Annotated in this window: 25 protein-coding genes; 10 read left to right on the forward strand and 15 right to left on the reverse strand. The window is 74.8% G+C overall.

The features are described from left to right. Positions 1–85 precede the first annotated feature (85 nt). The 4 genes from OG937_20390 to hemL form a co-directional block, all read right to left on the reverse strand. Positions 86–658 carry a type 1 glutamine amidotransferase gene (locus OG937_20390; GenBank protein WUD73878.1) on the reverse strand — a complete coding sequence of 191 codons (573 nt, stop codon included), beginning with the start codon at positions 656–658 and terminating at the stop codon, positions 86–88. A 91-nt stretch (positions 659–749) separates the two neighbouring features. After that, positions 750–2,066: a hypothetical protein gene (locus OG937_20395; GenBank protein WUD73879.1), complete on the reverse strand. Its 1,317-nt coding sequence runs from the start codon at positions 2,064–2,066 to the stop codon at positions 750–752. A gap of 197 nt (positions 2,067–2,263) precedes the next feature. Next, a complete protein-coding gene (locus tag OG937_20400) occupies positions 2,264–2,938 on the reverse strand; it encodes a histidine phosphatase family protein (GenBank protein WUD73880.1) in 675 nt (224 codons plus the stop codon). Beyond that, the gene (hemL, locus tag OG937_20405) at positions 2,935–4,248 is read right to left on the reverse strand and encodes a glutamate-1-semialdehyde 2,1-aminomutase (GenBank protein ID WUD73881.1); all 1,314 of its coding nucleotides are present in this window, start codon (positions 4,246–4,248) and stop codon (positions 2,935–2,937) included. The genes OG937_20400 and hemL overlap by 4 nt, the downstream gene beginning before the upstream one ends. Positions 4,249–4,354: 106 nt before the next feature. Between hemL and OG937_20410 the strand changes: the two genes are divergently transcribed. Continuing rightward, the gene (locus tag OG937_20410) at positions 4,355–4,933 is read left to right on the forward strand and encodes a hypothetical protein (protein WUD73882.1); all 579 of its coding nucleotides are present in this window, start codon (positions 4,355–4,357) and stop codon (positions 4,931–4,933) included. Positions 4,934–4,965: 32 nt separating this feature from the next. Here the strand turns inward: OG937_20410 and OG937_20415 are convergent, their stop codons facing one another. Next, positions 4,966–5,283 (reverse strand): hypothetical protein, encoded by a 318-nt coding sequence (locus OG937_20415; GenBank protein WUD73883.1) that lies wholly within the window; start codon positions 5,281–5,283, stop codon positions 4,966–4,968. 427 nt (positions 5,284–5,710) lie between these two features. On the opposite strand from OG937_20415, the gene OG937_20420 reads away from it, so the two are divergent. After that, the gene (locus OG937_20420; GenBank protein ID WUD73884.1) at positions 5,711–6,019 is read left to right on the forward strand and encodes a hypothetical protein; all 309 of its coding nucleotides are present in this window, start codon (positions 5,711–5,713) and stop codon (positions 6,017–6,019) included. 12 nt (positions 6,020–6,031) lie between these two features. On the opposite strand, the gene OG937_20425 is transcribed toward OG937_20420, so the two are convergent. The 3 genes from OG937_20425 to OG937_20435 all read right to left on the reverse strand — a co-directional run bounded on the left by OG937_20425 (position 6,032) and on the right by OG937_20435 (position 8,218). Next, entirely contained in the window at positions 6,032–6,904 is an 873-nt protein-coding gene (locus OG937_20425; GenBank protein WUD73885.1) for a DUF4332 domain-containing protein, read from the reverse strand. Beyond that, positions 6,901–7,329, reverse strand: coding sequence for a hypothetical protein (locus OG937_20430; GenBank protein ID WUD73886.1), 429 nt, complete (start codon positions 7,327–7,329; stop codon positions 6,901–6,903). Before OG937_20430 ends, OG937_20425 begins: the two co-directional genes overlap by 4 nt. Before the next feature lie 142 nt (positions 7,330–7,471). Continuing rightward, positions 7,472–8,218, reverse strand: a complete 747-nt coding sequence (locus OG937_20435) for a winged helix-turn-helix domain-containing protein (protein ID WUD73887.1) — start codon at positions 8,216–8,218, stop codon at positions 7,472–7,474. A gap of 750 nt (positions 8,219–8,968) precedes the next feature. Here OG937_20435 and OG937_20440 point away from each other — a divergent pair. The 3 genes from OG937_20440 to OG937_20450 all read left to right on the forward strand — a co-directional run bounded on the left by OG937_20440 (position 8,969) and on the right by OG937_20450 (position 10,461). Next, entirely contained in the window at positions 8,969–9,196 is a 228-nt protein-coding gene (locus OG937_20440) for a hypothetical protein (protein ID WUD73888.1), read from the forward strand. A 79-nt stretch (positions 9,197–9,275) separates the two neighbouring features. Beyond that, on the forward strand, positions 9,276–10,031 hold the full coding sequence (locus tag OG937_20445) for a hypothetical protein (GenBank protein WUD73889.1): 756 nt from the start codon (positions 9,276–9,278) through the stop codon (positions 10,029–10,031). Beyond that, positions 10,021–10,461 (forward strand): protein phosphatase, encoded by a 441-nt coding sequence (locus OG937_20450; GenBank protein ID WUD73890.1) that lies wholly within the window; start codon positions 10,021–10,023, stop codon positions 10,459–10,461. The genes OG937_20445 and OG937_20450 overlap by 11 nt, the downstream gene beginning before the upstream one ends. Here the strand turns inward: OG937_20450 and OG937_20455 are convergent. The 3 genes from OG937_20455 to OG937_20465 are packed head-to-tail and all read right to left on the reverse strand — an operon-like array spanning position 10,440 to position 16,005. Then, on the reverse strand, positions 10,440–10,730 hold the full coding sequence (locus OG937_20455) for an NrdH-redoxin (protein WUD73891.1): 291 nt from the start codon (positions 10,728–10,730) through the stop codon (positions 10,440–10,442). The two genes, OG937_20450 and OG937_20455, sit on opposite strands and share 22 nt — an antisense overlap. Then, a complete protein-coding gene (locus OG937_20460; protein WUD73892.1) occupies positions 10,727–12,091 on the reverse strand; it encodes a M1 family metallopeptidase in 1,365 nt (454 codons plus the stop codon). The genes OG937_20455 and OG937_20460 overlap by 4 nt, the downstream gene beginning before the upstream one ends. Beyond that, complete coding sequence (locus OG937_20465; protein ID WUD73893.1) at positions 12,088–16,005, reverse strand: amino acid adenylation domain-containing protein; 3,918 nt, start codon at positions 16,003–16,005, stop codon at positions 12,088–12,090. The genes OG937_20460 and OG937_20465 overlap by 4 nt, the downstream gene beginning before the upstream one ends. Positions 16,006–16,860: 855 nt before the next feature. Between OG937_20465 and OG937_20470 the strand changes: the two genes are divergently transcribed. Further along, the gene (locus tag OG937_20470) at positions 16,861–17,631 is read left to right on the forward strand and encodes an MEDS domain-containing protein (GenBank protein WUD73894.1); all 771 of its coding nucleotides are present in this window, start codon (positions 16,861–16,863) and stop codon (positions 17,629–17,631) included. 130 nt (positions 17,632–17,761) lie between these two features. Beyond that, entirely contained in the window at positions 17,762–18,190 is a 429-nt protein-coding gene (locus OG937_20475; GenBank protein WUD73895.1) for an ATP-binding protein, read from the forward strand. A 228-nt stretch (positions 18,191–18,418) separates the two neighbouring features. Here OG937_20475 and OG937_20480 read toward each other — a convergent pair whose 3' ends face one another. Further along, on the reverse strand, positions 18,419–19,150 hold the full coding sequence (locus OG937_20480; GenBank protein WUD73896.1) for a DUF429 domain-containing protein: 732 nt from the start codon (positions 19,148–19,150) through the stop codon (positions 18,419–18,421). 114 nt (positions 19,151–19,264) lie between these two features. Between OG937_20480 and OG937_20485 the strand changes: the two genes are divergently transcribed. Beyond that, positions 19,265–19,792 (forward strand): hypothetical protein, encoded by a 528-nt coding sequence (locus tag OG937_20485; GenBank protein ID WUD73897.1) that lies wholly within the window; start codon positions 19,265–19,267, stop codon positions 19,790–19,792. Between the two features lie 39 nt (positions 19,793–19,831). Here OG937_20485 and OG937_20490 read toward each other — a convergent pair whose 3' ends face one another. Next, the gene (locus OG937_20490) at positions 19,832–20,824 is read right to left on the reverse strand and encodes a WYL domain-containing protein (protein WUD73898.1); all 993 of its coding nucleotides are present in this window, start codon (positions 20,822–20,824) and stop codon (positions 19,832–19,834) included. A 62-nt stretch (positions 20,825–20,886) separates the two neighbouring features. Here OG937_20490 and OG937_20495 point away from each other — a divergent pair, with 62 nt between their 5' ends. After that, positions 20,887–22,200 (forward strand): FAD-binding oxidoreductase, encoded by a 1,314-nt coding sequence (locus tag OG937_20495; GenBank protein WUD73899.1) that lies wholly within the window; start codon positions 20,887–20,889, stop codon positions 22,198–22,200. Here OG937_20495 and OG937_20500 read toward each other — a convergent pair. Together OG937_20500 and OG937_20505 are read right to left on the reverse strand one after the other, a co-directional pair. Further along, positions 22,197–23,654: an FG-GAP-like repeat-containing protein gene (locus OG937_20500; protein WUD73900.1), complete on the reverse strand. Its 1,458-nt coding sequence runs from the start codon at positions 23,652–23,654 to the stop codon at positions 22,197–22,199. The two genes, OG937_20495 and OG937_20500, sit on opposite strands and share 4 nt — an antisense overlap. 386 nt (positions 23,655–24,040) lie before the next feature. Further along, on the reverse strand, positions 24,041–25,021 hold the full coding sequence (locus tag OG937_20505; protein WUD73901.1) for an aminoglycoside phosphotransferase family protein: 981 nt from the start codon (positions 25,019–25,021) through the stop codon (positions 24,041–24,043). A 284-nt stretch (positions 25,022–25,305) separates the two neighbouring features. On the opposite strand from OG937_20505, the gene OG937_20510 reads away from it, so the two are divergent. Further along, positions 25,306–26,046, forward strand: a complete 741-nt coding sequence (locus OG937_20510) for a hypothetical protein (GenBank protein WUD73902.1) — start codon at positions 25,306–25,308, stop codon at positions 26,044–26,046. Position 26,047 lies beyond the last annotated feature (1 nt).

Consider the following 26,047-nt stretch of genomic DNA (forward strand, 5'->3'; position numbering starts at 1 on the left):
GAAAAGTTTCGCATGAGGCCGGGAGCGATCTCGCGCACCCCCGACAGCTTTGCCGAAAGCGGCAAATGCCCCAAGTAAGCGATGGTTAATCGCGACTCCCGGTCTGGTGCGCGAACTCGTCCACCAGGGCGTCCTGGAAGGCCTTGAGGTCGCCGGGCCTGCGGCTGGTGACCAGGACGTTGGGGCCGTCGCAGTCGACCACGACCTCCTGGTCGATCCAGGTGCCGCCGGCGTTGGTGACGTCGGTGCAGACGCTGGGCCAGGAGGTGAGGGTACGTCCGTGCACGACGCCGGCCTCCACGAGCAGCCACGGCGCGTGGCAGATCGCCGCGACGGGGCGGCCCTCGGTGAAGAAGTCCCTGGTGAAGGCGACGGCGTCCGGGTCGATCCGCAGGAGGTCGGGGTTGGCGACACCGCCGGGGAGCACCAGCGCGTCGAAGTCCGCGGCGACCACGTCCCCGAGCGTGTCGTCGACGGGGAAGGTGCCGGCCCGGTCGAGGTGCTCGAAGGCCTGGACGCGGCCGTGGCGGGTGGAGACGAGCCGGGGCGTCCCGCCCGCCTCGCGGACGGCCTCCCAGGGGCCGGTGAGTTCGGTCTGCTCGACGCCCTCCGGCGCCACCAGGAAGGCGATCCTCCTCCCCTTCAGGGACGCGCGCATGGCCTCCGACCTCCTCGGCTCGGTCCTCCGGGACGTTCCCGTTCACCGGTTCGCCTGCCCGCCACCCCCGGGACGAAACGGGCGGATCGGTCTAGGAGGGGGAGGAAGAGGCGGAGGGCGTGGCGGAGGAGGGCGTGGCGGAGGGTGACACGGAGGAACGTTCCTGCGCGAGGAAGCGGCGCCAGCCGCCCGCGGGGCGCTGCCCCGGGCCGAGGGTGCGCAGCTTCGTCAGCACCGCCGGGTCCTGCGCGTCCAGCCAGTCCACGAACTGGCGGAACGACACCAGGCGCACGTCCCGGTGGTCGGCCATCCGCCGCAGCGCGTCCTCGACGGCGTCCATGTATATCCCGCCGTTCCACTGTTCGAAGTGGTTGCCGATGAACAGCGGCGCGCGGTTGGTCTCGTACGCCCGGCGGAAGCCCCCCAGGTAGGCGTCGCGGGCCTGCCGCCGCCAGGCCGGGTAGTGGGCGGGGTTGCCGCGCGTGGAGTTCACCGACTGGTTGGCCAGCATGTTGTAGTCCATCGACAGCACCTCGAAGGAGCGGCCGGGGAAGGGCACCGCCTGCAGCGGCAGGTCCCACAGCCCGTGGCTCTTGCCCGGCCACACCTGCAGGCCGCCCGGCCCGCTGGCGTCGTACCGCCAGCCCAGGCGGGCGGCGGTGGGCAGCAGCGAGCGCTGGCCCAGCAAGCAGGGCGTACGGCCGCCGATCAGCTCCTTGCGGTAGTCGAAGGGCAGCGGGGGCAGGTCGGTGAAACCGGTGTGGGTGCGCCAGTTCTCCACGAAGCCGACGGCCTGTTCGATCTCGCTGCGCCAGTCGGCCGGGCTCCAGCGGCCCACCGAGCCCGCTCCCGCGCAGAAGTGGCCGTTGAAGTGCGTGCCGATCTCATGGCCCTCCAGCCAGGCCAGCCGCAACTGCTGCAGGGTGGCGCGGACGTGGGCGTCGGTGAGGTAGCCGATGTCGGAGGCGCCGACGGGATTGCGCGGCGGCTTGTAGAGCCTCTTCTTCGACTCGGGGAGCAGGTAGACGCCGGAGAGGAAGAAGGTCATCGTCGCCCCGTGCTCGCCCGCGAGCTTGCGGAACCGCTCGAAGAGGCCGTTGTCCAGCTCGCCCGCCCCGTCCCAGGAGAAGATCACGAACTGCGGTGGCGTCTGCCCGGGTTCCAGGCGCTCCACGGCGGGCTGATGGGGCTGCGGCCCGGTGTCGGCCGTCGAGCCGTCGCCGATCGTCCGCACCGACGGGGACAGGGAGGGCCGCCCCTGCGGGCCGCCGGCGGACGGGGTGGGCGACGCCGACGGCCCCTCGCTGACGTGCCGGCCGCCGGGACCCTCCCCGGCGCAGCCCGCCAGCCCGACGGCGGCCGCTCCGGCCGCCAGGCCCAGTACCCCTCGTCGGCTGATCTCCCGCATTCCGCGCCCCAATCCCCGTGCCTCGCCCCCGCTCACCGCGCTAGATGCCGTGCGCGTACGGCGGGTTCCTTCGCGGGGCGCACGAATTCACCGGGCAGGGCGCCGGATCGGGCCCCGCGGCGGCGGCCGTCACAGGGCGTGCCGGAGGGCGCCGGTCTGCGTGACCGGTGCCCTCCGGAACCAGCGCGAGGCGGTCGTCAGGCGCCGAAGCCCTTGCTGCCGCCCTTGACCGGCTTCGCCCCGGCGAGCAGATGCGCAGGGACCAGGTCGCGGGCGGGCTCGGTGTAGCCGACGGAGACGATCCTGTCGTCCTCGAACGTGAAGGACGTCAGGCTCGCCAGGGTGCACTGCCGCTTGCGCGGGTCGTGCCACAGGCGCCGCTGCTCGACGGCGCTGCGCACGATCCAGATCGGCAGCTGGTGGCTGACGCACACCGCCTCGTGGCCGCGGGCCGCGTCCCGGGCCGCCTCCAGCGCGGCCGTCATGCGGACGACCTGGTCCGCGTACGGCTCGCCCCAGCTCGGGCGGAACGGGTTGACCAGGTGCTTCCAGTTGGCGGGGCGCTTGAGCGCGCCGTCGCCGACGCCGAAGGTCTTGCCCTGGAAGACGTTGTCCGCCTCGATCAGCCGCTCGTCGCTCGCGACGTCCAGGCCGAGGACGGTGCCGATCGGCGCCGCGGTCTCCTGGGCGCGCTCCAGCGGGGACGCGACGACGTGGGTGATGTCACGGCCCGCGAGGTGCTCGGCGACCCGGTCGGCCATCTTCCGGCCCAGTTCGGACAGGTGGTAGCCGGCCAGGCGCCCGTAGAGCACGCCGGTGGGGTTCTCCACCTCGCCGTGCCGCATCAGGTGGACGACTGTGATCTCGCTCATGCGGTGGCCTCCGCTGCGGCGCGGGCGGCGGCCGGCAGGGCGGCCGCGATCCGCTCGATGGCCGCGCCGTCGTGCGCCGACGACACGAACCAGGACTCGAAGGCGGAGGGCGGCAGGTACACGCCCTGGGCGAGCATCGCGTGGAAGAAGGCCGTGAAGCGGAACGCCTCCTGCTTCCTGGCCTCGTCGTAGTTCGTCACCCGGTCCCCGGTGAAGAACACCGAGAACATGTTGCCCGCGGTCTGCAGGGTGTGCGCCACACCCTCCTTGGAGAGCGCGGCGGCGACCAGGCCCGACACCTCGGCGGCGACGGAGTCCACCGCCTCGTACACCGCGTCGTCCAGCAACCGCAGCTGGGCCAGGCCCGCGGCGGTGGCCACCGGGTTACCGGAGAGCGTGCCCGCCTGGTAGACCGGGCCCGCGGGCGCGAGGTGCGCCATCACGTCGGCACGGCCGCCGAAGGCCGCGGCGGGGAAGCCGCCGCCCATCACCTTGCCGAAGGTCATCAGGTCGGGGCGGACGCCGTCGATGCCGTACCAGCCGGCCCTCGACACACGGAAGCCGGTCATGACCTCGTCGGAGACGTACAGCGCGCCGTTCTCCCGGCAGAGGTCCGCCAGGCCCTGGTTGAAGCCCTCGGCCGGCGGCACGACGCCCATGTTGCCGGGCGACGCCTCGGTGATCACGCAGGCGATCTCACCGGGGTGGGCGGCGAACGCGGCCCGTACGGCCCCCAGGTCGTTGTAGGGGAGCACGATCGTGTCCCCGGCCTGCGCGCCCGTCACCCCGGGGGTGTCGGGCAACCCGAAAGTGGCAACCCCGGAACCCGCGGCGGCCAGCAGGGCGTCCACATGACCGTGGTAACACCCCGCGAACTTGATCACCTTGGCCCGGCCCGTGAACCCGCGTGCCAGCCGGATCGCCGACATCGTGGCCTCGGTGCCGGAGGAGACCAGCCGCACCTGCTCCACCGGCGCGACGCGCGCCACGATCTCCTCGGCCAGTTCCACCTCGCCCTCACCGGGCGTGCCGAAGGACGTACCCCGCGCAACCGCCGCCTGCACGGCGGCGATCACCTCGGGGTGGGCGTGGCCGAGGATCATCGGCCCCCACGAGCAGACGAGGTCGACGTATTCGCGACCATCCGCGTCCTTCAGGTAAGGACCCGTTCCGGACACCATGAACCGGGGCGTACCGCCCACGGCACGAAAGGCGCGTACCGGGCTGTTCACCCCACCGGGGGTCACGGTGGCTGCTCGATCGAACAAGGTCTGAGAAACTGGCGCTTCGTAGGCGTACGGATAGCTCACAAGCACATGCTCTCAAATGCCGGGCGTTGCGCGACGAGGTATCGACCGTGCATCTGAGACGATGATCGGGTTGCGCGGTTGGGTCTGCGGATGGTCGGGTAGTGGAATGCAGCGCGGTGGCGAACGCGGCGACGTGGGCGGCGGGGCGGACGACCCCGACGCGGAGCACGCCCGCCCCACCGGTCGGCGCCGCCGGCCGCCGAAAGAGCGCGACAGGGCCGTTGAGAAAAGCGGGAGCAGGGGTGGCCGAGTGGGGGTGACCTACAAGTACTTCGGCGCACCCGATGGTGCGACCGCCGCGCGGGTCCCCATCTCGATGCGACCCGAGGAACTCGGCGGCGACGAGCTGGGCCAGGGCATGTACACCAAGGTCAAGCCGGAGACCATGGCCGCCATGGTGCTGACCGGCATCGAGGGCATACCCCCGGCCAAGGTCCCGCCGCTGGAACTCGTCGTGCTCCACCCCGACTACGCCGTCGTCAAGCTGCCCCACTCCGTCGTCGAGCCGTTGCGCAAGGCCGACGAGGAGGCCCTGGGCGCCGCCGCCTTCATCTGGTCCACCGTCCCCGACCGCCGCGGGCCGCGGGACGCGTTCGTGATCTACACGATGCTGCACGAGTGGCAGGACTTCGCCCAGCGCTGTCACGAGAGCGGGCACCAGCTGTACTGCCTGGTGTGGCCGTGACGGGCGCCGGGCGGGTGCGGGTTCACTGACGGTTACAGCACCACCACGACGACGCCGTTGTCGTAGCCGTAACCTCCGTAGCCGTAGCCTCCGTAGCCTCCGTAGCCTCCATAACCGCCGTAGCCGTAGCCGTAGCCACAGTCGTCGTCGAAGTGATGGTCGTAACGCCATCCGTAACCCCAGTCGCCGTAGCCCCGGCAGCCGTCCCCGTGGGTGACGACGGACTGGTGCGAGGCGGGGGCAGCCTGTTGCGGCGCGGCGCCGGCCGCGCCGGCTCCGACGAGGGCGAGGATCGGTGCCGCGAGTGCCGCTGCGGCGACCCGGCGGATGGTCGTGCTCGTGACGCGCATGGTCGTTCCCTTCGAGATGCGGAACGTCGGCGCCGGCCGTGGGGGACCGGGCGCGGGTCGCACCGGCCGGTGCGCATGGCACGGGTGCGACGGGGGGTGCGTCCGGGCCTCGGGTGCGGACGCACCATCACAGACGTGAAATGTCGGACGGGATGCGGCTCATAGGAGTCATCCTCTGACATGAACCTTAAGTTCCATTACTCCCCGCAGTCAATACATAGGGTGAAATCCCCTAATTTCGGACTCGATTCATGCGGTGGGAACTTCCCCGGTCACGAAGGGTGACGAAATCGGTGACGGCCCGTCGTCCGCCGGTCACACGAGGCGCCCGTACAAGCGGGGTTGATCGGGGCGGATCGGGCATCAACCCGGTACGCGGGGCGGTTCGCCGCCCTCCCCTGTGCCCTTCGCGCGGACGGAGACGAGCATGAGCGAGATCCACGAGATGCGGCTGGCGGAGACGAGGAGCTCCGGCGCCGAGGAGTGGTACTGCCCGGTCTGCCGGCGGCGGATCCTGCTGCGGTGGCCGCCCCACTACGAACTCCTGGTCCTCGAACGCGGTGACGAGAGCGTCGCGCACGCGGGCGGCAAGGGTGGGGTGTCGCTCACCGGCGCCGAACTCACCGGTCCCCCGCAGCCGTTGGCCGGGCCGCCCGGTCCTCCGGGCCCGGAGGACCGGCGCTGGCTGCGGGAGATCGGTGTCGAGTGGGACGAGGACACGGACTCGGCCGCGTGACGCGGTGGCACGTCACACGGTGAGCACGATCCCGTCCACCGTTGCCGCCAGCGCGCTGGGACGGTGCCCGCCGGGTTCGCGCAGGCTCACCGCGATCCCCAGGCGGTGGGTGCCCGGCGGCAGGCCGGGCAGCGACAGCCGTACGACCGGATCGCCGGCCCGCAGCACGCCCCGGTCGTCCGCCAGCACGCGACGGCCCGCGCCGCCCGGGCTCACGGTGACGGCCGCGTAGTACGCGAAGCACGCCCCGGAACCGGTGGCCGGGGGCAGGGCCAGCGTGACGTCCAGCGTGAACGGCACGCCCGGCCGTACGGCGCCGCCCGCGACCGCCGGCAGCGGCTCGGCCAGCAGCGTGACCGGCGGGGCGACGCCGGCACGGGGATCGCCGTCGTTCCCGCCCCCGGTCCCGGCCCCGGTCGCCCGTCCGGGTCCGGGGACGGGATCGGGAGCGGGAACGGACCCGGGAACGGAGCCGGGACCAGGACCGGGATCGGCCGGGCGGCCCAGGACGCAGGCGAGCAGCGCTCCGGCGTCCCACTCCGGCCAGTGCCGGGTCTCCCCGGTGCGCACCCTGCGGATCTCCGTCGCCCGGATCCGCCCCCGGTCCAGCCGGACCCGCAGCACGAAGCTCTCGTACCCGGTGTCCGCCGACTCCGCCTCCGGAGCCGGCCCCGGCGGCGGTACCGCCGAGGCCAGCTCCGCGGCGTCCTTGCGCCACTGCTCGACCCGGATCGCGGAGACCACACGCAGGTCACGCACCGCGGCGATGACCTCGTCCGTGGACGCGGCGGACAGCTCGGCGTACGTACGGATCCCGGCGGCGGCCAGCAGGCGCGCGGTGGTCGCGCCGACGCCGTCGATCCGGGTCAGCTCGTCCTCGTTCACGGCCCCTCGACGACCTCGATCACCGGCAGCGTGGCGAAGGCGCCCATGGTGGTGGCCCCCGGGAACTGGATCACCGCCGAGACCTGGTAGAGCCCGGGCTGCAGCGTGTTCGCCGGGACGGTGACGGCCGTGTCGGCACCGCTGTACAGGGTCGTCGCGGGCGCCGGGAGCGTGACGAGCCTGCCGTCGACAGGGCACGTGAAGTCGTCGGTGCCGGAGAGCGCGGCGAAGGCGTAGGTCACCCTGAAGGGCGTGTCGTGCAGCAACGGCAGCGTGAGGCCACCGACCTCGAAGGTCACACTGACCGTGATCGGCAGGGACGCGGTGAGGACCAGGCCGGACGGGATCGCGTCGTTGTCCGTCACCTGGATGTCGCGCGCGTCGAAGCCGAAGGCGGGGTTGTTCAGGTCGGGCTGTGCGGGCATGTTCTCTCCCCTGCGAGGTGGGCGCCGGCGCGGCGGCGGGTCGCCGCCGGGCTCGGCGTCCGTTCTTCCGCACCGCGCTTAACCGGCCGCCGTGCCGTCGCTTAACCCGGCGGCCGCGACGCGATAAGCGCGGGCGCACCGCTCACACCGGCAGGTCGTCGCGCAGCCGTTGGTGCAGCTCGACGGTCTCGCGCTGCGGCGGCACGCCGAGTTCCTCGCGCAGCGTCCGCACGCAGACCCGGAACTGGAGGATGGCCAGGTGCGGTTGGCCGATCCGGCTCAGGCAGCGCATGAGCCGTCGGTGCGCGGTCTCCCGGCACGGGTCCAACGCGACCAGGCGGCGGCAGAGTTCGGCGCACGGGGCGTAGCGGCCCGCGGTGAAGTGCAGTTCGCTCAGCCGGGCGAGGGCGTCGAGGTGGGCCAGCCGCAGCCGCTCCCGGTGCAGGACGGTCCACTCCTCGTACGGCGACTCGGCGAGGAACTCGCCCCGGTAGAGGGCGAGCGCCCGCTCGTACTCCTCGGCCGCGCCGGTGCGGTCGCCCCGGTCCTCCGCCTCCCGGGCGGTGCGCAGCAGCAGGTCGAACTCGTCGCAGTCCAGCCAGAGGCCGAGCCCGGGACCGAGCCGGTAGGCACCGCAGCGGAAGACGACCACGGGTTCACCGGTCGCGGTGCCCAGCGTCTGGCGCAGTTGGTGCATCGCGACGCCGAGGCTGTTGCGCGCCGCCCCGGGGGCCGAGTCCGGCCAGAAGGCGTCCATCAGCGTCTCCCGGTGCGGCCAGGGGTCGCGGTGGGTGAGCAGGAAGGCGAGCAGGGAACGGGTGCGGTGGCCGTGCCAGCCCTCGGCCGGAACACCGTCGACGCTGACGCTGAGCGAGCCGAGCAGGCCCACCGCCAGCAGTGGCGCGGCGGGGCGGTCCGGTGGCGGCGCGGGCTGTTCCGGTGCGCGCGGGCCGCGGCGGAAGCGGGCCCACAGCCCGGCGCCGCCGGCGTCGGCCCCGGACGGGACCGGGCCGGAGGGAACGGAAGGGACGGCGGGAGCGGCGGCGCCGGAAGGGCCGGCCTGCCGGAACCAGCCGTCCGCGGCCTCCCGGTCGCCGGCGAGCGCGCCAGCCGCCCCTGCTGCCAGTGCGCGGCGCGCAACAGCGCCGGCAGCCCCGCCGAGGCCGCCAGCATCGCGGCGGTACGTGCGTGGACCGCGGCGGTCGCGAGGTCCCCCACGTCCGCGGCGGCGTCGCTCGCGCCGAGCAGTTCCCCGCACAGCCGCTCGGGCGGCACTCCGGGCAGTGGCGGCTGCGGTGCGGGCGGCTGACCGTGGCTCGGCATGACGCTTCCCCCTGAGGCTCCTGCCTGGCGCCCCTCACTCAAGGACGCCGGTCCCGGCCTGTCAATCGGTGCCCCGGACACCGGCGGGCCCGGCGGGGCCCACAGTGACGCCGGCGACGGCCGGTGGCCGCCGGGACGCCGCCGCGCCGGTCGGCGCACGCGCTCCCGCCCGGGCCGGTCGTACGACCGGCCGAGCCCCGGGCCCGCCGTCTGCGGTACGTCCGCCCGCGCGGGGCTGCGATCGCCGCACACACGGAGCCCGGACATACTGGACTACCGGCACCAAGAAGGGCATGACCGACCCGGAGGCACCACGATGCCCGTGTACGAGATGCGCGCCGAGTACGACACCGAGGACGGCGGCCCGGCCGACGGCAGCCCGCTGAGGGCGTGGCACATGGTGGAGGACGGCGCCGCGACGGGGCTCTGCGGTCGGGAGCTCTCCCCCGCCGCGGCCGTGCAGGCGGAGGACGTGTGGGGGACGCCGGCGGCGCAGCCCTTCTGCCACAGTTGCGGCGCGCTGTATCTGCGTCATACCGCTTGAGGCGGCGGAGCATAGCCGCTCGAACGCTTGTCCCGCATGCGGAACCCCGAAATTCCGGAGCGGGTGGAATCATGTGCGGATGCTGCTCACCGAGATCGACGCCGTCAATTGGAATGCCATTCCCACGCCGCGGCCGCGCCCTCGGACCGCCGACGCCCGGGACGGGGCGCGGGCCGAGCGGCCCGACCCCGCGGCCGGGCTGAGGGCACTGGCCGCGGCCCACGACCTCGATGCGGTCGCCTCCGCCGTGGCGGCCCTGACCAGCAGTTCCCTGCTGCGCGGACGCACCGGCGAGGTGCTCCCCGGTGCCGTGGTCGCGGCCCCCTTTCTGCTGGACATCGCCGAGCAGGGCCATCCGCACGCACGGGAGTCGGCGGTCGTCCTCCTCGACGGCGCGATGCGGTCCGCGCCGCTCGCCGATTTCAGCCGCTTCCGCACGACGGCCGGACATGACGCCCCGTTGTGCTGCGCGATAGCCGAACTCGTCCGCGCCCGCCGGGATTCCCTGGCTGAATGCGGGAGGTCCGGGAAATACCTCCTCAAAGCGAGCGACGCCCATTGGCGCTTCGACATCCGTGAGGCCTCGACCGCGTCCGGCGACGTCGTCGCCCTCGGCACCCTGCAGGGCGGGCTGCCCGCGCCGTCCTCCGGCGGCGAACTCCACCACGACGGCTCGGTGACCGCGGTCGGCGCCGTGGGCGTCGAGTGCCCTCCCGTGGACGCCACCGCCGAAGCGTGCCTGCGCCTGTCCGGCCTGGCGGCGGACGCCGCGGACGGCGGCGAACTGGCCGGCGCCGTGCTCTACCCGGCGGCGTGCGGCGGCCATGGGCGCTGAGCCCGCCGCCGGCTGGGAGCCGGGCGCCCCGGGGGTGCTGCGGCTGCCGTCGGGGCGGCTGGTGCGTGGACGGGGGCTGCGGCACCCGCTGCCGGCCGGTCCCGTCCCCGTGTTCGGGCTGTACCTGCTGGGCCACGAACCCCCGGCGGTGGCCTGGGAGAGCCGCTGGGTGCGCTGGCCGGACTTCCGGCTGCCCGCGGACCGTGCGGACGCCGCTCAGGCGCTGCGCGCGGCATGGCGGCGTGCTGCGGACGAGCGGGTGGAGGTCGCCTGCGGCGGCGGACTCGGCCGTACGGGGACGGCCCTGGCGTGCCTAGCGGTGCTGGACGGGGTGCCGTCCGGTGAGGCCGTCGCCTACGTCCGGGAGCACTACACCCGGCGCGCGGTGGAGACGCCCTGGCAGCGCCGCTACGTGTCGCGCTTCGCCTGAAGGTGCGGGGCGTACGCCCTGACCGCCTCCTTGAGCTGCCGCAGCGAGGGGTTGACCAGGGGCCGGCCCGCCACGGTGACGGTCGGCACGGTCTCGTTCCCGTCCGCGACGGAGCGCACGAAGGCGGCGTCGTCCGGATCGCGCCAGATGTCGACCTTGGTGTGGCGCAGCCGCGTGAACAGCAGTTGCGCCCGCAGCTTCATGCAGAACGGGCAGCCCGGCCGCCAGTAGACGACGATCCCGCCCCCGTCCGTGTGCGCGTCGCTCATGCTCCCCCGATCGGCAGGCGTGGCAGCCGCGTCCCGTGCAGCCACGGGTGGAAGACCAGCGCCTCCAGCGGCCGGTCGGTGTGCTCCTGGGCCAGGGCGGTGAACTGCCCGGTGGTCACGGTGCCATGGCGGTGCGCGGCGGTCCAGGCCCGCAGCAGCCGGAAGAACGCCGGGTCGCCCATGACCGTGCGCAGCGCGTGCAGGGTGAGGGCGCCGCGCTTGTACACCCGGTCGTCGAACATGTTCCGGGCACCGGGGTCGGCCAGCCGCAGGTCCTGGGGCTGGGCGGCGAGCCTGGCGTGGGCGCGGGCCGCGTTGCGGGCGGCGGTCGCCTCGCCGCAGGACTCGGCCCACAGCCATTCGGCGTACGCGGCGAAGCCCTCGTTGAGCCAGATGTGCCGCCAGTCGGCGAGGGCGAGGCTGTTGCCGAACCACTGGTGGGCGAGTTCGTGGGCGACGAGGCGTTCGGAGCCGCGGCGGCCGTCCAGGTGGTTGCTGCCGAAGACGGACAGCCCGTGCGCCTCGACCGGGACCTCCAGCTCCTCGTCGGTCACGACGACCGCGTACTCGCCGAAGGGGTAGGGCCCGAAGAGCTCGCTGAACACCTCCATCATCCGCGGCTGGCGCCCGAAGTCGTGGTCGAAGTCCGCGGTCAGGCGCGGCGGGACGGCGGCCGGCTGGGGTACGGCGCCGCCGAGGTGGTCGATGAGCTCGTACTGGCCGATCTGCACGGTCGCCAGGTACGGCGGCATCGGCCGCGGCTGGTCGTACACCCAGGTCGTCGTGGAGGCGCCCACCCGGTACGACTCCAGGCTGCCGTTGGCGACGACCGTGTACGGCGAGGGCGCGGTCACCGTGATCCGGTAGCCCGCCCGGTCGCCGAGGTGGTCGTTGCAGGGGAACCAGGAGGGCGCGCCGATCGGCTGGCTGGCGACGAGCGCGCCGTCCTCCAGCTGCTCCCAGCCCAGCTCCCCCCAGTCGCGGGAGCGGACGGGCCTCGGGTTGCCGACGTAGCGGACCTCGACCGCGAACGGGCCCTCGGGCAGCGCCTTCGCGGGCTTGACGCGGAGCTTCCCCGCGCGGTGGGTGTAGCGGGCGGGGCGCCCGTCGACGAGGACCCGGTCGAGACGGAAGGCTCCGAGGTCCAGGCTGAACGCGGAAAGGGCCCGGTCCGCCAGCGCGGAGATCCGGGCCCGGCCCGAGAGGCGGTTGGCCGCCGGGCGGTACTCCAGTTCCAGGTCGTAGTGGGTGACCCGGTAGCCGCCGTTGCCGTGCTCGGGGAAGTAGGTGTCCGCGGACACCTCCGCCCCGGGCGTGGCGGGGACGGCGGCCCCGCCACGCACGCGCTTGCCGTTGCTCACCCTGTGCGGGCCCCCTCTGTGTGCCAGGCGGAGATCGGGTTGCCGAGCCAGCGGGTGCCCTCGGGCACGCTCTCGCCCCGCATGACGAGCGAGGCGGGACCGATCGCGCTCCGGGCCCCGACCGTCGCCCCGGGCAGCACGATGCCGTGCGGGCCGAGGCTCGCGCCCTCCCCGAGTACGACCTCGTCCATCCGCAGGATCCGATCGTGGAACAAGTGTGTCTGTACCACGCAGCCGCGGCCGACGGTCGCGCCGTCCCCGACCCGGACCAGGTCCGCCTCCGGCAGCCAGTACGTCTCGCACCATACGCCGCGTCCGATCCGCGCCCCCAGGCACCTCAGCCACAGGTTCATCAGCGGGGTGCCGCCGACCGCGCCGACGAGCCACGGCACGGCCAGCACCTCGACGAAGGTGTCGGCCAGTTCGTTGCGCCACACGAACGAGCTCCACAGCGGCCGTTCGCCCGTCCGCACCCGCCCGACCAGCAGCCACTTCATCACCACGGCCACCGCGCAGGCGACCGCACCGGCGCCCGCGAGCAGCGCCCCGCCGGCGGCGAGCGCCACGGGCGCCCCGTACCGGTCCGCCACCGCCGCGTACCCGGCGAGCACCAGCACCACCAGCGCGACCGCGCACATCACGGGGACGACCCGGCACAGCTCGACGGCCGCGCGGGCCAGCACGAGCCGCCGGGGCGGCGCGAAGGTGCGGCTGCGGTCGCCCGTCTCGGGGACGCGCGGCAGCCGCATCGGCGGCATGCCCAGGTAGGAACTGCCCGCCTTGGCCCCCTTGGGCGTCGCCGAGAGCACACCGACCAGGCCGTTCTTCGGCACCGAGCGGCCGGGGGCGGTCATGCCGGAGTTGCCGAGGAAGGCCTTCTTGCCGATCCGGGCCTCCGCGATGCGCATCAGGCCGCCGCCGAGCTCGTAGCTGCCCACCATGGTGTCGTCGGCGAGGAAGGCCCCGTCGCCGACGGTGGTCATCGTCGGCAGCGCCAGCACGGTGGACGCCTCGACGTGGCGGCCGACCTTCATGCCGAGCGCCCTCAGCCACACCGGCGTCAGCAGGCTGGCGTAGAGCGGGAACAGGTGCGCGCGGGCCCGGTCCATGAGCCGGGCCGTCGTCCAGGCCTGCCAGGCGACACGGCCGTGCACGGGGTGGTGGCCCTCGCGCAGCCCGACGCCCAGCAGCCGCACCCCGGCCAGCACCAGCAGCGCGTACGTCAGCAGCCAGGCGAGCGTGGCCAGGGGCACGGCCGCGAGCGCGGCGGGCAGCGGCGCGGCGCCGGCGCCGTGCAGGAACCGGGCCAGCACCAGCAGGGCGGGCAGCGCCGACACCGCGGGCATCAGGTCCAGGGCGAAGGCGGTCGCCTCGTACGCCGCCGACCAGCGCAGCCGTCGCGGCGGGCGGGAGTCGGGGCTGCGGTGCGGGGCCTTGCCGGTGCGGACGGCGGGCACGCCGCCCCACCGCTGCCCGGCCCGGACGGCGCCCACGACCGCGGAACCGGGGGCGATCTCGGCGCGCTTGCCGATCCGGGCGCCGGGCAGCAGGGTGCTGCGGGAGCCGACCGTGGCGCCCGCCCCGACGCGGATCTTGCCGATGTGCAGCAGGTCGCGGTCGAGCCAGTGCCCGGACAGGTCGACCTCGGGCTCCACGGCGCTGCCCTTGCCGAGCTTGAGCATGCCGGTGACCGGCGGCGGGGAGTGCAGGTCGGCGCCGTCGCCGACCTTGGCGCCCAGCGCGCGGGCGTAGTGGCTCAGCCAGGCACCGGTGAGGTTGCCGGCGCCGCTGACCTGCGCGAGGCGTTCGGCGGCCCACAGGCGCAGGTGCACCGCCCCGCCGCGCGGATAGGTGCCCGGGCGCACCCCGCGCAGCAGCAGCCGGGCGCCGCCCGCGGAGACGGCGACCCGTCCGGCGGGGCTGATGAGCAGCGCCCAGCCGGCCAGCACCCACCACCAGGAGACGGCCGGGACCCACGGGAACGGGCCGAGGAGGCGCAGCGCGTTGCCGATGGCGGCCGCCACGACGCCCCAGCGCAGTCCGGCCAGGACGAACAGCGGGAGCATCAGCGCCAGCTGGACCGCGGCGGCGCGCCGGGGCACCGGCCGTACGGGGCGCGCGGCGGCACGGCGGGCGTCGGCCTCGTCCAGGCGGGCGGCGAGCGCCCCGAGGATGGGGTGCTGGTAGACGTCGCCGACCGCGGCCGCGGGGTAGCGGGTGCGCAGCTGCGAGACGAGGCGGGCGGCGGTCAGGCTGCCGCCGCCGAGCGCGAAGAAGTCGGCGTCGGGCCCGGTCACCGGCGCGCCGAGGAGCTCGCCCCACAGGCCGGCGAGCAGGCCCTCGGTGCCGCCCAGTTCCACGGCGGGCGCGTCGAGCCCGGGCAGCGGCCAGGGCAGCGCGTCCCGGTCGACCTTGCCCGAGGTCCGGGTGGGCAGGGTGTCCACGACGGCGACCAGCGGGACGAGGGCGGCCGGCAGCGCCTCGCGGAGCCGGGCGAGCGCGTCGGCCTGGTCGAAGTCCCCGGTCACCGCGACGTAGCCGACCAGGATCTGGTTGCCGCCCTTGGTGGTGCGCACGGCGGCGGCCGCCCCGGCGACGGCGGGCAGCGCCTGCAGCGCGGCGTCGATCTCGCCCAGTTCGATGCGGCGGCCGCCCAGCTTGACCTGCTCGTCGGCGCGGCCGACGAAGACCAGGCCCTCCGCGTCCGCGCGGACCAGGTCGCCGCTGCGGTAGGCGCGGTCCCAGCCGAGGGCGGGCAGCGGCGCGTACTTCTCGGCGTCCTTGGCGGGGTCCAGGTAGCGGGCGAGGCCGACCCCGCCGATGACCAGCTCGCCGGTCGCGCCCATGGCCAGCGGTTCGCCGTGGGCGTCCACGACGGCCAGCTCCCAGCCGTCCAGGGGCAGTCCGATGCGGACCGGGCCCTCGCCGGTGAGCTGGGCGGCGCAGGCGACGACGGTGGCCTCGGTCGGGCCGTAGGTGTTCCACACCTCGCGCCCCTCGACGGCCATCCGTTCGGCCAGTTCCGGCGGGCAGGCCTCGCCTCCGAAGATCAGCAGGCGGACGTCGTCCAGCGCCTCGACGGGCCACAGCGCGGCCAGGGTGGGCACGGTGGAGACGACCGTGATCCCCTGCTCGACGAGCCAGGGGCCGAGATCCAGCCCGGTGCGGACGAGGGAGCGCGGCGCGGGCACCAGGCAGGCGCCGTGCCGCCACGCCAGCCACATCTCCTCGCAGGAGGCGTCGAAGGCCACCGAGAGCCCGGCCAGCACCCGGTCGCCGGGTCCCAGCGGCTCCTCGGCGAGGAAGAGCCGGGCCTCGGCGTCCACGAACGCGGCGGCCGAACGGTGGGTGACGGCGACGCCCTTGGGCTTGCCGGTGGAACCGGATGTGAAGATGATCCACGCGTCGTCGTCCGGCCCGGGACGGCGGCCGACGGTGCCGCGCGGCTCGGCGCACGGGGTGATCGTGAGGTGCTCGCCGATGACGGCGCACACCTCCGCCTCGGAGAAGACCAGCCGGGCGCGTTCCTCGGGGTCCTCGGCGTCGACCGGCACGTAGGCGGCGCCCGCGGAGAGCACGGCGAGGACCGCCACGTACAGGTCGGCGGTGCCCGAGGGCACCCGTACGCCCACCCGGTCGCCGGCGCCGATGCCGGCCTCCGCCAGGCGGCGGCGCAGGCGCTCGGTCGCGGCGGCCAGGGCCCGGTAGCTCAGCGTCGTGGTGCCGTCGTCGACGGCGGGCGCGGTGGGGTGCGCCCGGGCGGTGGCGGCCAGGACCCCGAGCAGGGTGCGCACGGGGGCGGCGTCGCCGGCCCGGAAGAGCGCCCGCGCGGGACACAGGACGCCGGAGGTGCCGGCGACACCGGCGGGCGCGGGGTCCTCGAGGAGCGGGAAGGGCGATTCGACGAGGGTCATACGGTGCTCCCCGGCTCGGACGAGCCGGGGGTCGGTGGCGCCGCCGCGGACGCGCCGGGCACCTTGTTCCGGTCGCTCACGGCCAGAGACAGACGCATGTCAAACCCTCCAAAAACTCAGGACCACTGCGGTGCCGGTGCCCCTCGACCGGCCGGCCGGGGACCACGGTGTCCCGGCGCGCGGGGTCGTCCCCGCGACTGGCGCACGCCCGGCATCCCCGTACCGCGGCCGTCCGGACCGGATTGGCGACGGGTTCGTTCACCCGGCGTCACAAATGGCGAACAGGGAGTTTACCGGTGCTTAATCCCCGCAGCCCGCCGAAAGGGGGGCACGTGGCCGCTCTCACAGTCGTGCCGGGCCCGGCGGGGCGTCGCCGCCACCTCCTTCCCACGGCCGATCCGACGGTCCCCACTCCGTTCGCCGGCCCTGGCCCGACGGTCGGGCCGGGGCGCGTACGCCGCCCGTGGCGTCCTCGGCCGACGCTGTCCGGCCGGCGAGAAGCGGGGTCACCGCGTGTGACGCACACCACAGACCTGACGGACCCCAGCTTGGCACGGGCCGCCGCTCCCTGCTGGTGGGGGCGGGACCTCGCTACCCACTGGACCACGGCGGGGACGAGAACCTCCGCTTCATGGCGCATCCGGGTGACGTCACGCAGAACGGCCGGGCCGGCGTCCGGACGGCCGGTGCGTTGATCGCCCGTCCGTCACTTCGCGTTGACGGACGGGCGCTTCCGGCCAGCTCCGGCGTGCCCGCGATCGCTCCCCGCCCGATCCCGGGCAGAGTCGGTCCCGCCTGGTGGTCCCGGTGCGCGCTCCTACCCTCGGCAGCTCGGAAACCAGGGGGTGAGGACCGATGCCTGCCGCCGATGTGCGGGTCGTGCCGGTGCAGCGGATGCGGCCCGGCGACCACGCGTTCGTCAGTTACGACGGCGACGACACACGCTGGGACGTCCTGGCCGCGTTCGCACGGCTCGGGCTGGCGGCCGGCGAGCGGGTCATGGTCTTCGCCGCCCCCGGCGTGCCGGACCGGGAGGTGCTGGCCCACCTGGGTCCGGCCGACGACGCCGGGCATCCCGGGCACGCCGACGCACGGGTGGAATCGGCGCACCGGCGCGGACAGCTCGTGCTGAGCAGCATGCGCGAGCTGATCCGTCCGGACCTCGCGTTCACGGCGGTGCGGCAGCAGGGCCGGCTCGCCGAGGAGACGGACCGCGCGGTCCGCGACGGGTACGCGGGCCTGCGCGCGTACATCGACATGCACTGGGTGCGCGACATGGGCGCGCCCATCGACGCGATGGTGCACCGCGAGACCCACGCCGACCACCTCTTCACCGGCCGGCCGTACGCGGAGATCTGCGCCTACGACCGCCGGTGGTTCACCGGGGACGTGCTCGACGCGATGGCGCAGGCCCACCCGCGCAACCTGCTGACCCGGCTCGGCGCGCTGTACGCGACGCACACCGAGGGCCTGCTGCGGCTGCTCGGCGAGCCGACCTCAGCACACGGGAACGGTTCCACGGCGTGGTCGAGGACGCGCTGCGGCGGACCGCGGAGGGCGGGCGGCTCGTACTGGCCCTGCGCGACCTGCACTTCCTCGGCGTCGGCTGCGCGACGGAACTCCTGACGCTGGCGGCCTCCGCCGGGGAGCGCGGGGTACGGGTGGAGGTCCGCTGCTCGGCCTTCCACCTGACGCTGCTGCGCACGCTGGGCGCGACGTCCCTGCCGGGGCTGACACTGATCGAGGTGAGCGGCTGATGCTGGAGGAGCTGCACGAACCCTCCGCCGGCGATCCGGCCGCCGGGGGCTGCTGGCTGGAACGCGACTTCACGGAGGGTGAGCTGCCCCGACTGCGGGTGCTGGCCGAGGAGTTCGCGATGTGGGCGGGGCTCCCGGCGGCACGCCGCGGTGAGTTCGTCCTCGCGGTGAACGAGGTGGCCTCCAACGCGATCACCCACGGCGGCGGCCGCGGCCGCCTGATGCTGCGCCGGACCGACGGCGAGGTGCAGTGCCGGATCACCGACGCCGGCCCCGGCTTCAGCGCCACCGTCATTCCCGAACTGCTGCCGGGCCTCGACTCCCGCTGCGGGCGCGGCCTGTGGCTCGCCCGCCTGGTCACCGACCACCTCACGATCGCCACGGGCCCGGTCGGCGCGGTCGTCACCCTTGCGATCCGCCTCCACTGAGCGGGCGGCGCCCGGGCAGGGCCGGGCCGCCCGGGCCGCCGCGCGGCCCCCTCCGCGCGGCGCCCCGAGCACGCCTCCGGGGCTCCTGCGGTCCGGGTCACCCACGCACCACACCGCGAACGCCCTGGCGATCCCCGGCCCGCTCCCGTCCGCCACGCCCGCCGCTGTGCGCGGCGGCCGCCCGAGCACGACCTCTGGCGGCGCCCACCCTGCGGTCCGCACCCGGACTCACGGCAGGGCCGGGAGCGTGCCTTCACCGGGGATGTGGATCCAGCCCTCGACGGCGGCCGCGTAGGTCTCCTCCGGGCCGGCGGGGCCGCGGGTGAGTCCACGCTGGACGGCCCGTGCGGCGAGGGCGGCGACCAGTGCGTCGAAGGCGTGCTCGCTGCCGTCGTACGCGGCGCGTTCGGCCGGGCCGCACCGCAGCCAGGGGGCGGCCGCGCGGAGTCCGGCCGTCGAGCGCTCGGTGCCCAGGCCCCATCGTCTGCGGGACGCCGCCGGGTACACCTCGGCGATCCGGCCGGAGCCGTCACGGGCCACCGGGCGGTCGCGGGCGGCGAGTTCGTCGGCGAGGTGGGCCCAGCGGGCGGCGGTGGCGCCCAGCCGGTCGAAGGCGACGGACAGCGGCCACCGGCCGCCGAGTTCCTCATGGGTGAGGACGTCGGTGCGGCGGTGGCGCAGGGTCGCCCGGTACGCCGAGCCGTCGGTGCCCCGCCCGGGCCACGGCGTGCCCGCCGCGTGCGCGGAGACGGCCTCGACGAACGGGATCGGCCAGCCGAAGGGGCAGTCCACCCCGGCCCGTTCCCCCGGCTCCAGGCCGCACAGCAGGTCGGCCAGCACGTCGTCGGCACACCCCAGCAGGGGCGGGGAGACGACGGCCGTGCCGTCACCGGGCCAGGTGACGACCGCGACCGCGGTCGTCCGGGGGCTCGCGGCCAGGTCGATCCCGAGGGTGCGCACGGTCCCATCATCCCCGCCGCGCGGCGGGCACTGCGGGGGCGCGGCTGAACGTTCCGGTGACGGGGTGCGTATCCCCTGCCGTACCGCACTGCAGCCAATGGTGAGGACCGGCCGATGAACGCTCAGAGCAACGTCCCCTTCCAGGGCCTTCAAGCGCTCCCCGACGGCGAGGCGGAACTGCCGCTCGTCGTGCACCTGCGGTGGGAGGACCTCGCGGCGCTGGGCCGTGAGGCGAGCCGGCTGGCGGTGCGGCTGCAGCGGCCGGTGAGCCTCGACGAGGCGGCCGGGCACCATCTGCGGACCCGTTTCGGGGTGAGCCACGCGCCCGACAAGGACGAACACCCGAAGACCGAGGCGAGCCGTGCGGTCACCGCGGCGGTGCCCTCCTCCGCCGCCCCGATGGCGATCGCGCCGGGTGCCGCGCAGCAGTCCGGCGGCGCCCACGCGGCTCCCACCCACGCGGCCCCCGCGCACGCGTCGGCCCACACGGCGGCCCACACATCCGCGCACGCGTCGGCCCACACATCCGCCCCGGCGTCCGGCACCGGGCTCATGCCGGGCCAGCAGCCCGAGCACCCGGGCAGGATGGCGCCGCTCGGTGGCCGCAACATCGTGGAGCAGCCCACGACCGCCGCCGGGTAGCCCCCCACTCCCCCGGCAACCGCTCAACCGCTCAACGGCTCACATCGCCGCGAGCGCGCGCCCGACGTCCCGCAGATGGGCGCGGAGCGCGGCCGGGGTGTCCTCGTCGAGGACGACGGGGAGCCCGGCCAGCGCCACGAGGTCGTGCGTGATCAGGTCCGGCGAGTCCGCGCCGAACGTCACGCGGCAGCGGCCCTCGTCCAGTGGCGTCACCCGCCCGGGCAGCGGCGCCGGGAGGCGGGCCAGCACCTCGGCGGCGGGGGCGCCGACCGTGGCCGCGGCCGTGAAGCGGTAGGGGGCGGCGGTCAGCGTCGCGGCGAGGTACGCGGCCGGGTCGGTACCCGGGCCGCCGGGCAGGTCGCGCGGGGTGAAGCGGCGGTGGACGGGGGCGGGGCCGGTGAGCCGGTCCAGCCGGAACACCCGCCAGCCCGCGCGGTCGGTGTCGTAGGCGATGACGTACCAGCGCCCGTACGCGGTGGCGAGGCTGTGCGGCTCGGCACGGCGCCGCTCCGGGGCGGTGGCGGCGCGCCCGCGGTAGTCGAAGGTCACCACCTCGTGGTCGCGGCAGGCGGCGGCGAGTACGGCCAGTGCCTCCGGATCGGCCTCCGGAACCGGCTGCCCGACCGGGACGCGGACGGTGGCCGCGCCGACGGCGGCGACCCGGGCCCGCAGCCGCGCGGGCAGCACCTGCTCCAGCTTGGCCAGGGCGCGTACCGACGTCTCCTCGATGCCCGCCACACCACCGCCCGCGGCGGCCGTGCGCAGTCCGACGGCGATCGCCACCGCCTCGTCGTCGTCCAGCAGCAGGGGCGGCAGGTCGCGGCCGGAGGCCAGCCGGTAGCCACCGGCCGTGCCCGTGGTGCCGTGCACGGGGTAGCCCAGTTCGCGCAGCCGGTCGACGTCCCGGCGCACGGTGCGGCCGGTCACGCCGAGACGGCCGGCGAGCTCGGCGCCGGACCATGTGCGGCGGCTCTGCAGCAGCGAGAGCAGCCGCAGCATCCGGGCGGGCATCGTCGGGCGGTCCGTCGTCATGCGCCGAGATTTCCACAGCCTGGGGACAGGATGTGTCCTCAAGCGCTCCTAGCGTCGTCCCCATGAGGACGAACACGCACGAGGACACCCTGATCACCCCGGGCGACGCGGGGTACGACGCCGAGCGCTCCGGTTTCCAGACCGCCTGGCTCCACCGCCCGGACCTGATCGTCGCCGCCCGGACCGCCCAGGACGTCCGGGCGGCGGTGGTCCACGCGGCGGCCCGCGCGCTGCCGGTCGCCGTCCAGGCCACCGGGCACGGCCTGTCCGTGGCCGCCGACCGGGGTGTGCTGATCAGCACCCGCCGCATGCGCGCGGTCCGGGTGGACCAGGTGGCGCGCACCGCGTACGTCGGGGCGGGTGCCCGCTGGGCGGACGTCGTCACGGCGGCCGCGCCCTTCGGGCTGGCGCCGCCGAGCGGTTCCTCGCCGGACGTGGGCGCGGTCGGCTACACCCTCGGCGGCGGACTGGGTCTGACGGCGCGCCAGTACGGCTGGGCCTGCGACCACGTACGGGCCTTCGACGTCGTCACGGCGGACGGCCGGGCCCGGCACGTCACCGCCCGGACCGAGCCGGAACTCTCGTGGGCGCTGCGCGGCGCCGGCCACGGCCTCGCCGTGGTCACGGGGATGGAGATCGGACTGCTGCCCGTGCCGGCGCTGTACGGCGGGCAGTTGGTCTTCCCGGCCGGGGCGACGGAGGAGGTGCTGGAGGCGTACCTGCGCTGGACCCGGGAGGTGCCCGAGGAGCTGACGTCCTCGGTGGCCCTGGTCCCGGCCGGGCCCGGGGGACGGCACCTCGCCTCGGTGCGGATCGCCTTCAACGGCCCGGCGGCGGAGGGCGAACGCCTGGTGGCGCCGCTGCGCGCGACCGGGCCGCGTACGACCGACGACGTGCGGCTCGTGCCGTACACCGAGTCGGGCGCCATCCACCGCGACCCGCCGCGGCCGCACGCCTACGCCGCCGACAACGCCGTGCTGCGCGACGTCGACGCGGCCGCCCTGCGCCGGGTCCTCACGGCGGCCGCCGGCACCGTCGTCGACCTGCGCCACCTCGGGGGCGCCCTGTCCCGGCCGCCCGCCGTACCGGGCGCGACCGGCCACCGCGACGGGCGGTTCCTGCTGCGGGTGATCTCGGCGACCGGGCCGGAGATGGAGCCGGTCCGGGCGGTGCAGCGCCGCGTCCTGGCCGAGGTGGCCGACCGGACGGCCGGGCGCTGCCTGACCTTCGTCTACGGCGACGGGGCGGGGGCCAACCCGGCCCAGTTCCGCTCCGGCCACCCGGCGCCGGACGCCGAACGCCTCGCCCGCCTGAAGGCGGCCCTCGACCCCGGCGACCTCTTCCGCTTCAACCGCGGGGTGCGGCTGGGAGGCTAGCCCGCCAGTCCGTATCCGAACGCCGTGTAGGTATGCGCCGGGAGCCCCACCTTGGCCGGGCCGAAGCTGGTCGAGGCCGTCGTCGAGTAGAGCGTGGACGCGGCACCCGGCAGGAACCAGGCGGCGCCCTCGGGGTCGTTCTCCCCGTCGGCGACGACGGTGAGGTCGGCACGGCCGTCGCGGTTCACGTCGGAGGCCAGGAGGCGGTGGCCGAAGGCGTCGTTCATCTCCGTCTCGCCGGGCACACCGGGGCTGTCCTGCGTGAGGAACACCGACCGGGCCGTGGTGACGCCGGAGGCCGTACCCCGGAGCAGGGTGACCGCCCCGGCCCACGTCCGGACGTCGACGGCGTCGCCGAAGGACTCGCCCGGCGCGCCGACCGCGAGGTCCCCGTAACCGTCCTTGTCGTAGTCGCCGATCGCGAGGGCCTGGCCGAAGCGGTCCCCGGTCTCCGAGGAGTCCGGGACCCCCGCGGAGTTCTGCGTGAGCGCGACGCGCCGGGTGGCGCTCGGACCGGACGACGTGCCGTAGACGACGTCGATCCTGCCGCCGGTGGAGGCCGTGGGTTCGGCGGCCCGGTCCTCGGGGTTGCCGAGCGCGATGTCGCCGTAGCCGTCCTTGTTCAGGTCGCCGATCGCCGCCGTCCCGGCGGGCCGCAGGGTCGCCGCCCTGGTGATGCCGGAGGCGGTGCCCCGGTAGTAGACGGCGGAGCCGAGCTGGTCGCGATTGGCCTTGCTGCCGGTGGCCACGAGGTCGGCCCTGTTGTCGCCGTCGACCCGGCCCGCGGTGAGGGCGGGCCGGTCGATGCCCGGGGCGTACGAGGACGCCTTGCCGGTGCTGCCCGACTTGGCGAACGGGCCGCGGATCAACCGGATCCGCCAGGAGGCTTCGCCCGTGCGGCCCTGCGTCGAGACCGCCAGGTCCGGCTTGCCGTCACCGGTGAAGTCGGCGGCCGCGAGGCCCATGCCGAAGTAGCTTCCGGCATACGACAGCGGGTTCTTCACCGTCGTGCCGCCGGACAGGCCGCTCTTGGAGCCCCAGACGATGACGACCGTGCCCGCGTCCGGGTAACTGCCGACCTTCTCGCGTGGGGCGCCGACCACGAGGTCGCTGTAGCCGTCGCGGTTGAGGTCGGCGGCGGCGACCTGGTCGCCGAACTCGTCGTCCGCCTCCGCCGCGCCGGGGACGCCCGCGGTGTTCTGGCTGATCACCTGGTGCTTGGCGGGGTTCAGCCCGCTCGCTGTCCCGTAGACCACGGCGACCTGACCGGCCCAGAGCTTCCCGCTCACCTTGGCGGCGGGGGCGGCGATGGCGACGTCCCGGTAGCCGTCGCCGTTGAAGTCGCCCGCGAGGCCGGAGGGGGCGGCGGAGGCGGGGGAGGAGAGGGCGAACGGGGCGAGGCCCGCGGCGAGCAGGGTGGCCAGCGCCGCGGCGCCGCGCAGGGGGTGCTTCACTTACGTGTCTCCAAGCAGGGGGACGGGGTCGGGCGGGAGCCCGGGACCCGGGTGCCGCGGTGAGGAGACCCACGAGGGGCCGCCGGGGTTGTACTAGGCCGTGTCGTCAAATGAGCTCCCCAGCTACCGCTGGGAGGTGCCCCCACCGCCCGGAGGGCGGGCCCCGCGGCTCCCCCAGCTTCGCTGGGAGGTGCCCCCAGATGCGGTGCATCGCAAGGCGGAGGATCGTCCTCGTAGTGGGCTACTCGGACGATTCGACAAGTCCCCCGGGCCGAAGGCTGGTGGAGTGCCGTGCCTGGACGCACCTCCCAGCGCCAGCTGGGGGAGCGCCGCGGGGTGGGGGCACCCCCGGCCGAAGGTTGGGGGAGGGCATGTGACGACACGGCCTAGCCCCGCCGTACGGCCCGGAGCTCCGCGACCCAGCGGCGCAGGACGTCGCGGACGTGGTCGGCGTGGTCGGCGGGATAGCCCCGCGGGCCGCACTCGACGACCAGGATCAGGCCGAGGTAGACGCGGTAGAGGGCCAGCCGGTGCAGCGTGGAGGGCCCGAAGTCCAGGGTGCCGCCCGCCTCGTGGTAGCCGGCGACGAGGTCGCTGCCGGGGCCGGCGTCGCCGCCGAGGGCCAGGGAGACCAGTTCGGCCACCGGGTCGCCCCAGAAGGCCCGCTCGTGGTCGATGAGCCCGGTGACGGCGGAGCCGTCCTCGGCGACGAAGACGTTGCCGGGCCACAGGTCGAAGTGGACCAGCCGCGGCTCGGTCACCTCCGCCAGGACGTCCGCGCCCTCCGCGACGAGCGCGCGGACCTCGTCGGGGGCGACGCCGAGCGGGGTGCTCCAGCGCACGGCCTCCTCCAGCATCGCCTCCACCATGACGCGGAAGGCCGTCGGCCAGTCCGCCGCCGACAGCCCGGCCTCGGGGGCCGGGTAGCCGTACCGGCCGTCCTCCGGGGCGAGCGTGTGCAGCCGCGCCACGATCCGGCCCAGTTCACGGCGCAGCGCGGCCTGCCGGTCCGCGGGGAGGCGGTCCGCCGCCTTGTCCCAGGGGGTGCCGGGCAGGACCGACAGGGTCATGAAGTCCGGTGCCGCGTGCAGCAGTTCCGGCAGCGGCACATCGCCGAGGGCGGCCATCCGGCGGTGCGCCATGACCTCGGTGGCCATGATGCCGCGCTCGTAGCGCAGCACCAGGGCGTCCGGCGGTGGGGCGATCTTCACCACCGCCGGACGCCCGTCGTCGAGCCGCACCCGGTAGGCGGCGTTGAACCAGCCGTCCGTGAGCTCGGCCTCCACGCTGCAGCCGAGGCCCGCCGACTCCCGCAGCAGGGCGGCCAGTTGTCCGGCGGTGAGGGCGCGCTTGGTCAGGCTCTTCATGCCCCCGCATGCTATGAGAGCGCTCCCACGCTGTCACCGGTCGTGCGCGGGGGCGGTCCGTCACGGCACCCGTCCCGGTGTCGACGTGTCCGCGGCGCGCCCGGTTTTTCAGGGGCGCGCGGCTACACCCGTCACGCCCGGTACCGCAACCCCTACGCGCCTGGTCTGTTCCCGGGCCACTTTCATATGGCAATCTCATCTTCACGTCGTACGCTCAGGCCCACGTCCCCCACGCTCACCTCCTCAGCCCCAGGTTCCTCAGGATCGACGAAGAGAAGACCGCCGTGGCGTCCCTGCCCCTCACCCTGGCGGCTCGTCTGCTGCCCACCGCCATACTCGCCATCGTCGGCTGGACGATGGCCTCCTCGTCCCACGAGGACGCCGGCCGCACGTCGGCGAACGGATCCCGGACCGGCTCCACCGCGCCGTCCGGGTCGGACTCCGGCGCGGGTTCGGACTCCGGTTCCGGCTCCGGCTCCGGCTCCGGTTCGGACGGCTCCAAAGACGCGCCCGCCACGTACTCCAAGCCACCCGCGCCGTGCACCGCGATCAAGACCGCGACCATCAAGAAGCTGGTCCCCGAGGCCAAGACGACGGGCAAGCAACTGTCCCTCACCGACCCCTCGCACCGCACGGGCTGCTCGTGGAACGCCCTCAAGGGCTTCGACTACCGCTGGCTCGACGTGACCTTCGAGGTGTCCACGACCGGTGGCGGCCAGGACGGCGAGGCGGCGGCGAAGGCCTCCTACAAGCGCCTGAAGAAGGCGACCACGGCGTCCGGGATCGGTGACGAGGCGTCCGTGTCCGTGGAGCTGACGACCGAGGACAAGCAGCAGACGCGCGAGGCGGTCGTGGTGTTCCGCAAGGGCAACGCGGTCGTGACCGTCACGTACAACGGCAGCGACTTCGAGAACAAGAAGGCGCCGGACGAGTCCGAGGTCCGCGACGGCGCCCTTGCCGTGGCCAAGGACGCGCTCGCCGGGCTCGGCCCGGGCACCAACGTCGAGGGCGATCAAAGCGCCTGAG

Source organism: Streptomyces sp. NBC_00510 (assembly GCA_036013505.1).
Classification (GTDB): domain Bacteria; phylum Actinomycetota; class Actinomycetes; order Streptomycetales; family Streptomycetaceae; genus Actinacidiphila.

Excerpts from the sequence above, each read along its gene's own strand:
- OG937_20395 (WUD73879.1), bottom strand. The coding sequence starts at position 2,066 with ATGCGGGAGATCAGCCGACGAGGGGTACTGGGCCTGGCGGCCGGAGCG.
- OG937_20490 (WUD73898.1), bottom strand. The coding sequence starts at position 20,824 with ATGACGACGGACCGCCCGACGATGCCCGCCCGGATGCTGCGGCTGCTC.
- OG937_20420 (WUD73884.1), top strand. The coding sequence starts at position 5,711 with ATGAGCGAGATCCACGAGATGCGGCTGGCGGAGACGAGGAGCTCCGGC.
- OG937_20410 (WUD73882.1), top strand. The coding sequence starts at position 4,355 with ATGCAGCGCGGTGGCGAACGCGGCGACGTGGGCGGCGGGGCGGACGAC.
- OG937_20455 (WUD73891.1), bottom strand. The coding sequence starts at position 10,730 with ATGAGCGACGCGCACACGGACGGGGGCGGGATCGTCGTCTACTGGCGG.
- OG937_20505 (WUD73901.1), bottom strand. The coding sequence starts at position 25,021 with ATGAAGAGCCTGACCAAGCGCGCCCTCACCGCCGGACAACTGGCCGCC.
- OG937_20440 (WUD73888.1), top strand. The coding sequence starts at position 8,969 with ATGCCCGTGTACGAGATGCGCGCCGAGTACGACACCGAGGACGGCGGC.
- OG937_20450 (WUD73890.1), top strand. The coding sequence starts at position 10,021 with ATGGGCGCTGAGCCCGCCGCCGGCTGGGAGCCGGGCGCCCCGGGGGTG.
- OG937_20465 (WUD73893.1), bottom strand. The coding sequence starts at position 16,005 with ATGACCCTCGTCGAATCGCCCTTCCCGCTCCTCGAGGACCCCGCGCCC.
- OG937_20400 (WUD73880.1), bottom strand. The coding sequence starts at position 2,938 with ATGAGCGAGATCACAGTCGTCCACCTGATGCGGCACGGCGAGGTGGAG.
- OG937_20475 (WUD73895.1), top strand. The coding sequence starts at position 17,762 with ATGCTGGAGGAGCTGCACGAACCCTCCGCCGGCGATCCGGCCGCCGGG.
- OG937_20415 (WUD73883.1), bottom strand. The coding sequence starts at position 5,283 with ATGCGCGTCACGAGCACGACCATCCGCCGGGTCGCCGCAGCGGCACTC.
- OG937_20495 (WUD73899.1), top strand. The coding sequence starts at position 20,887 with ATGAGGACGAACACGCACGAGGACACCCTGATCACCCCGGGCGACGCG.
- OG937_20430 (WUD73886.1), bottom strand. The coding sequence starts at position 7,329 with ATGCCCGCACAGCCCGACCTGAACAACCCCGCCTTCGGCTTCGACGCG.
- OG937_20470 (WUD73894.1), top strand. The coding sequence starts at position 16,861 with ATGCCTGCCGCCGATGTGCGGGTCGTGCCGGTGCAGCGGATGCGGCCC.
- OG937_20485 (WUD73897.1), top strand. The coding sequence starts at position 19,265 with ATGAACGCTCAGAGCAACGTCCCCTTCCAGGGCCTTCAAGCGCTCCCC.
- OG937_20390 (WUD73878.1), bottom strand. The coding sequence starts at position 658 with ATGCGCGCGTCCCTGAAGGGGAGGAGGATCGCCTTCCTGGTGGCGCCG.
- OG937_20445 (WUD73889.1), top strand. The coding sequence starts at position 9,276 with ATGCTGCTCACCGAGATCGACGCCGTCAATTGGAATGCCATTCCCACG.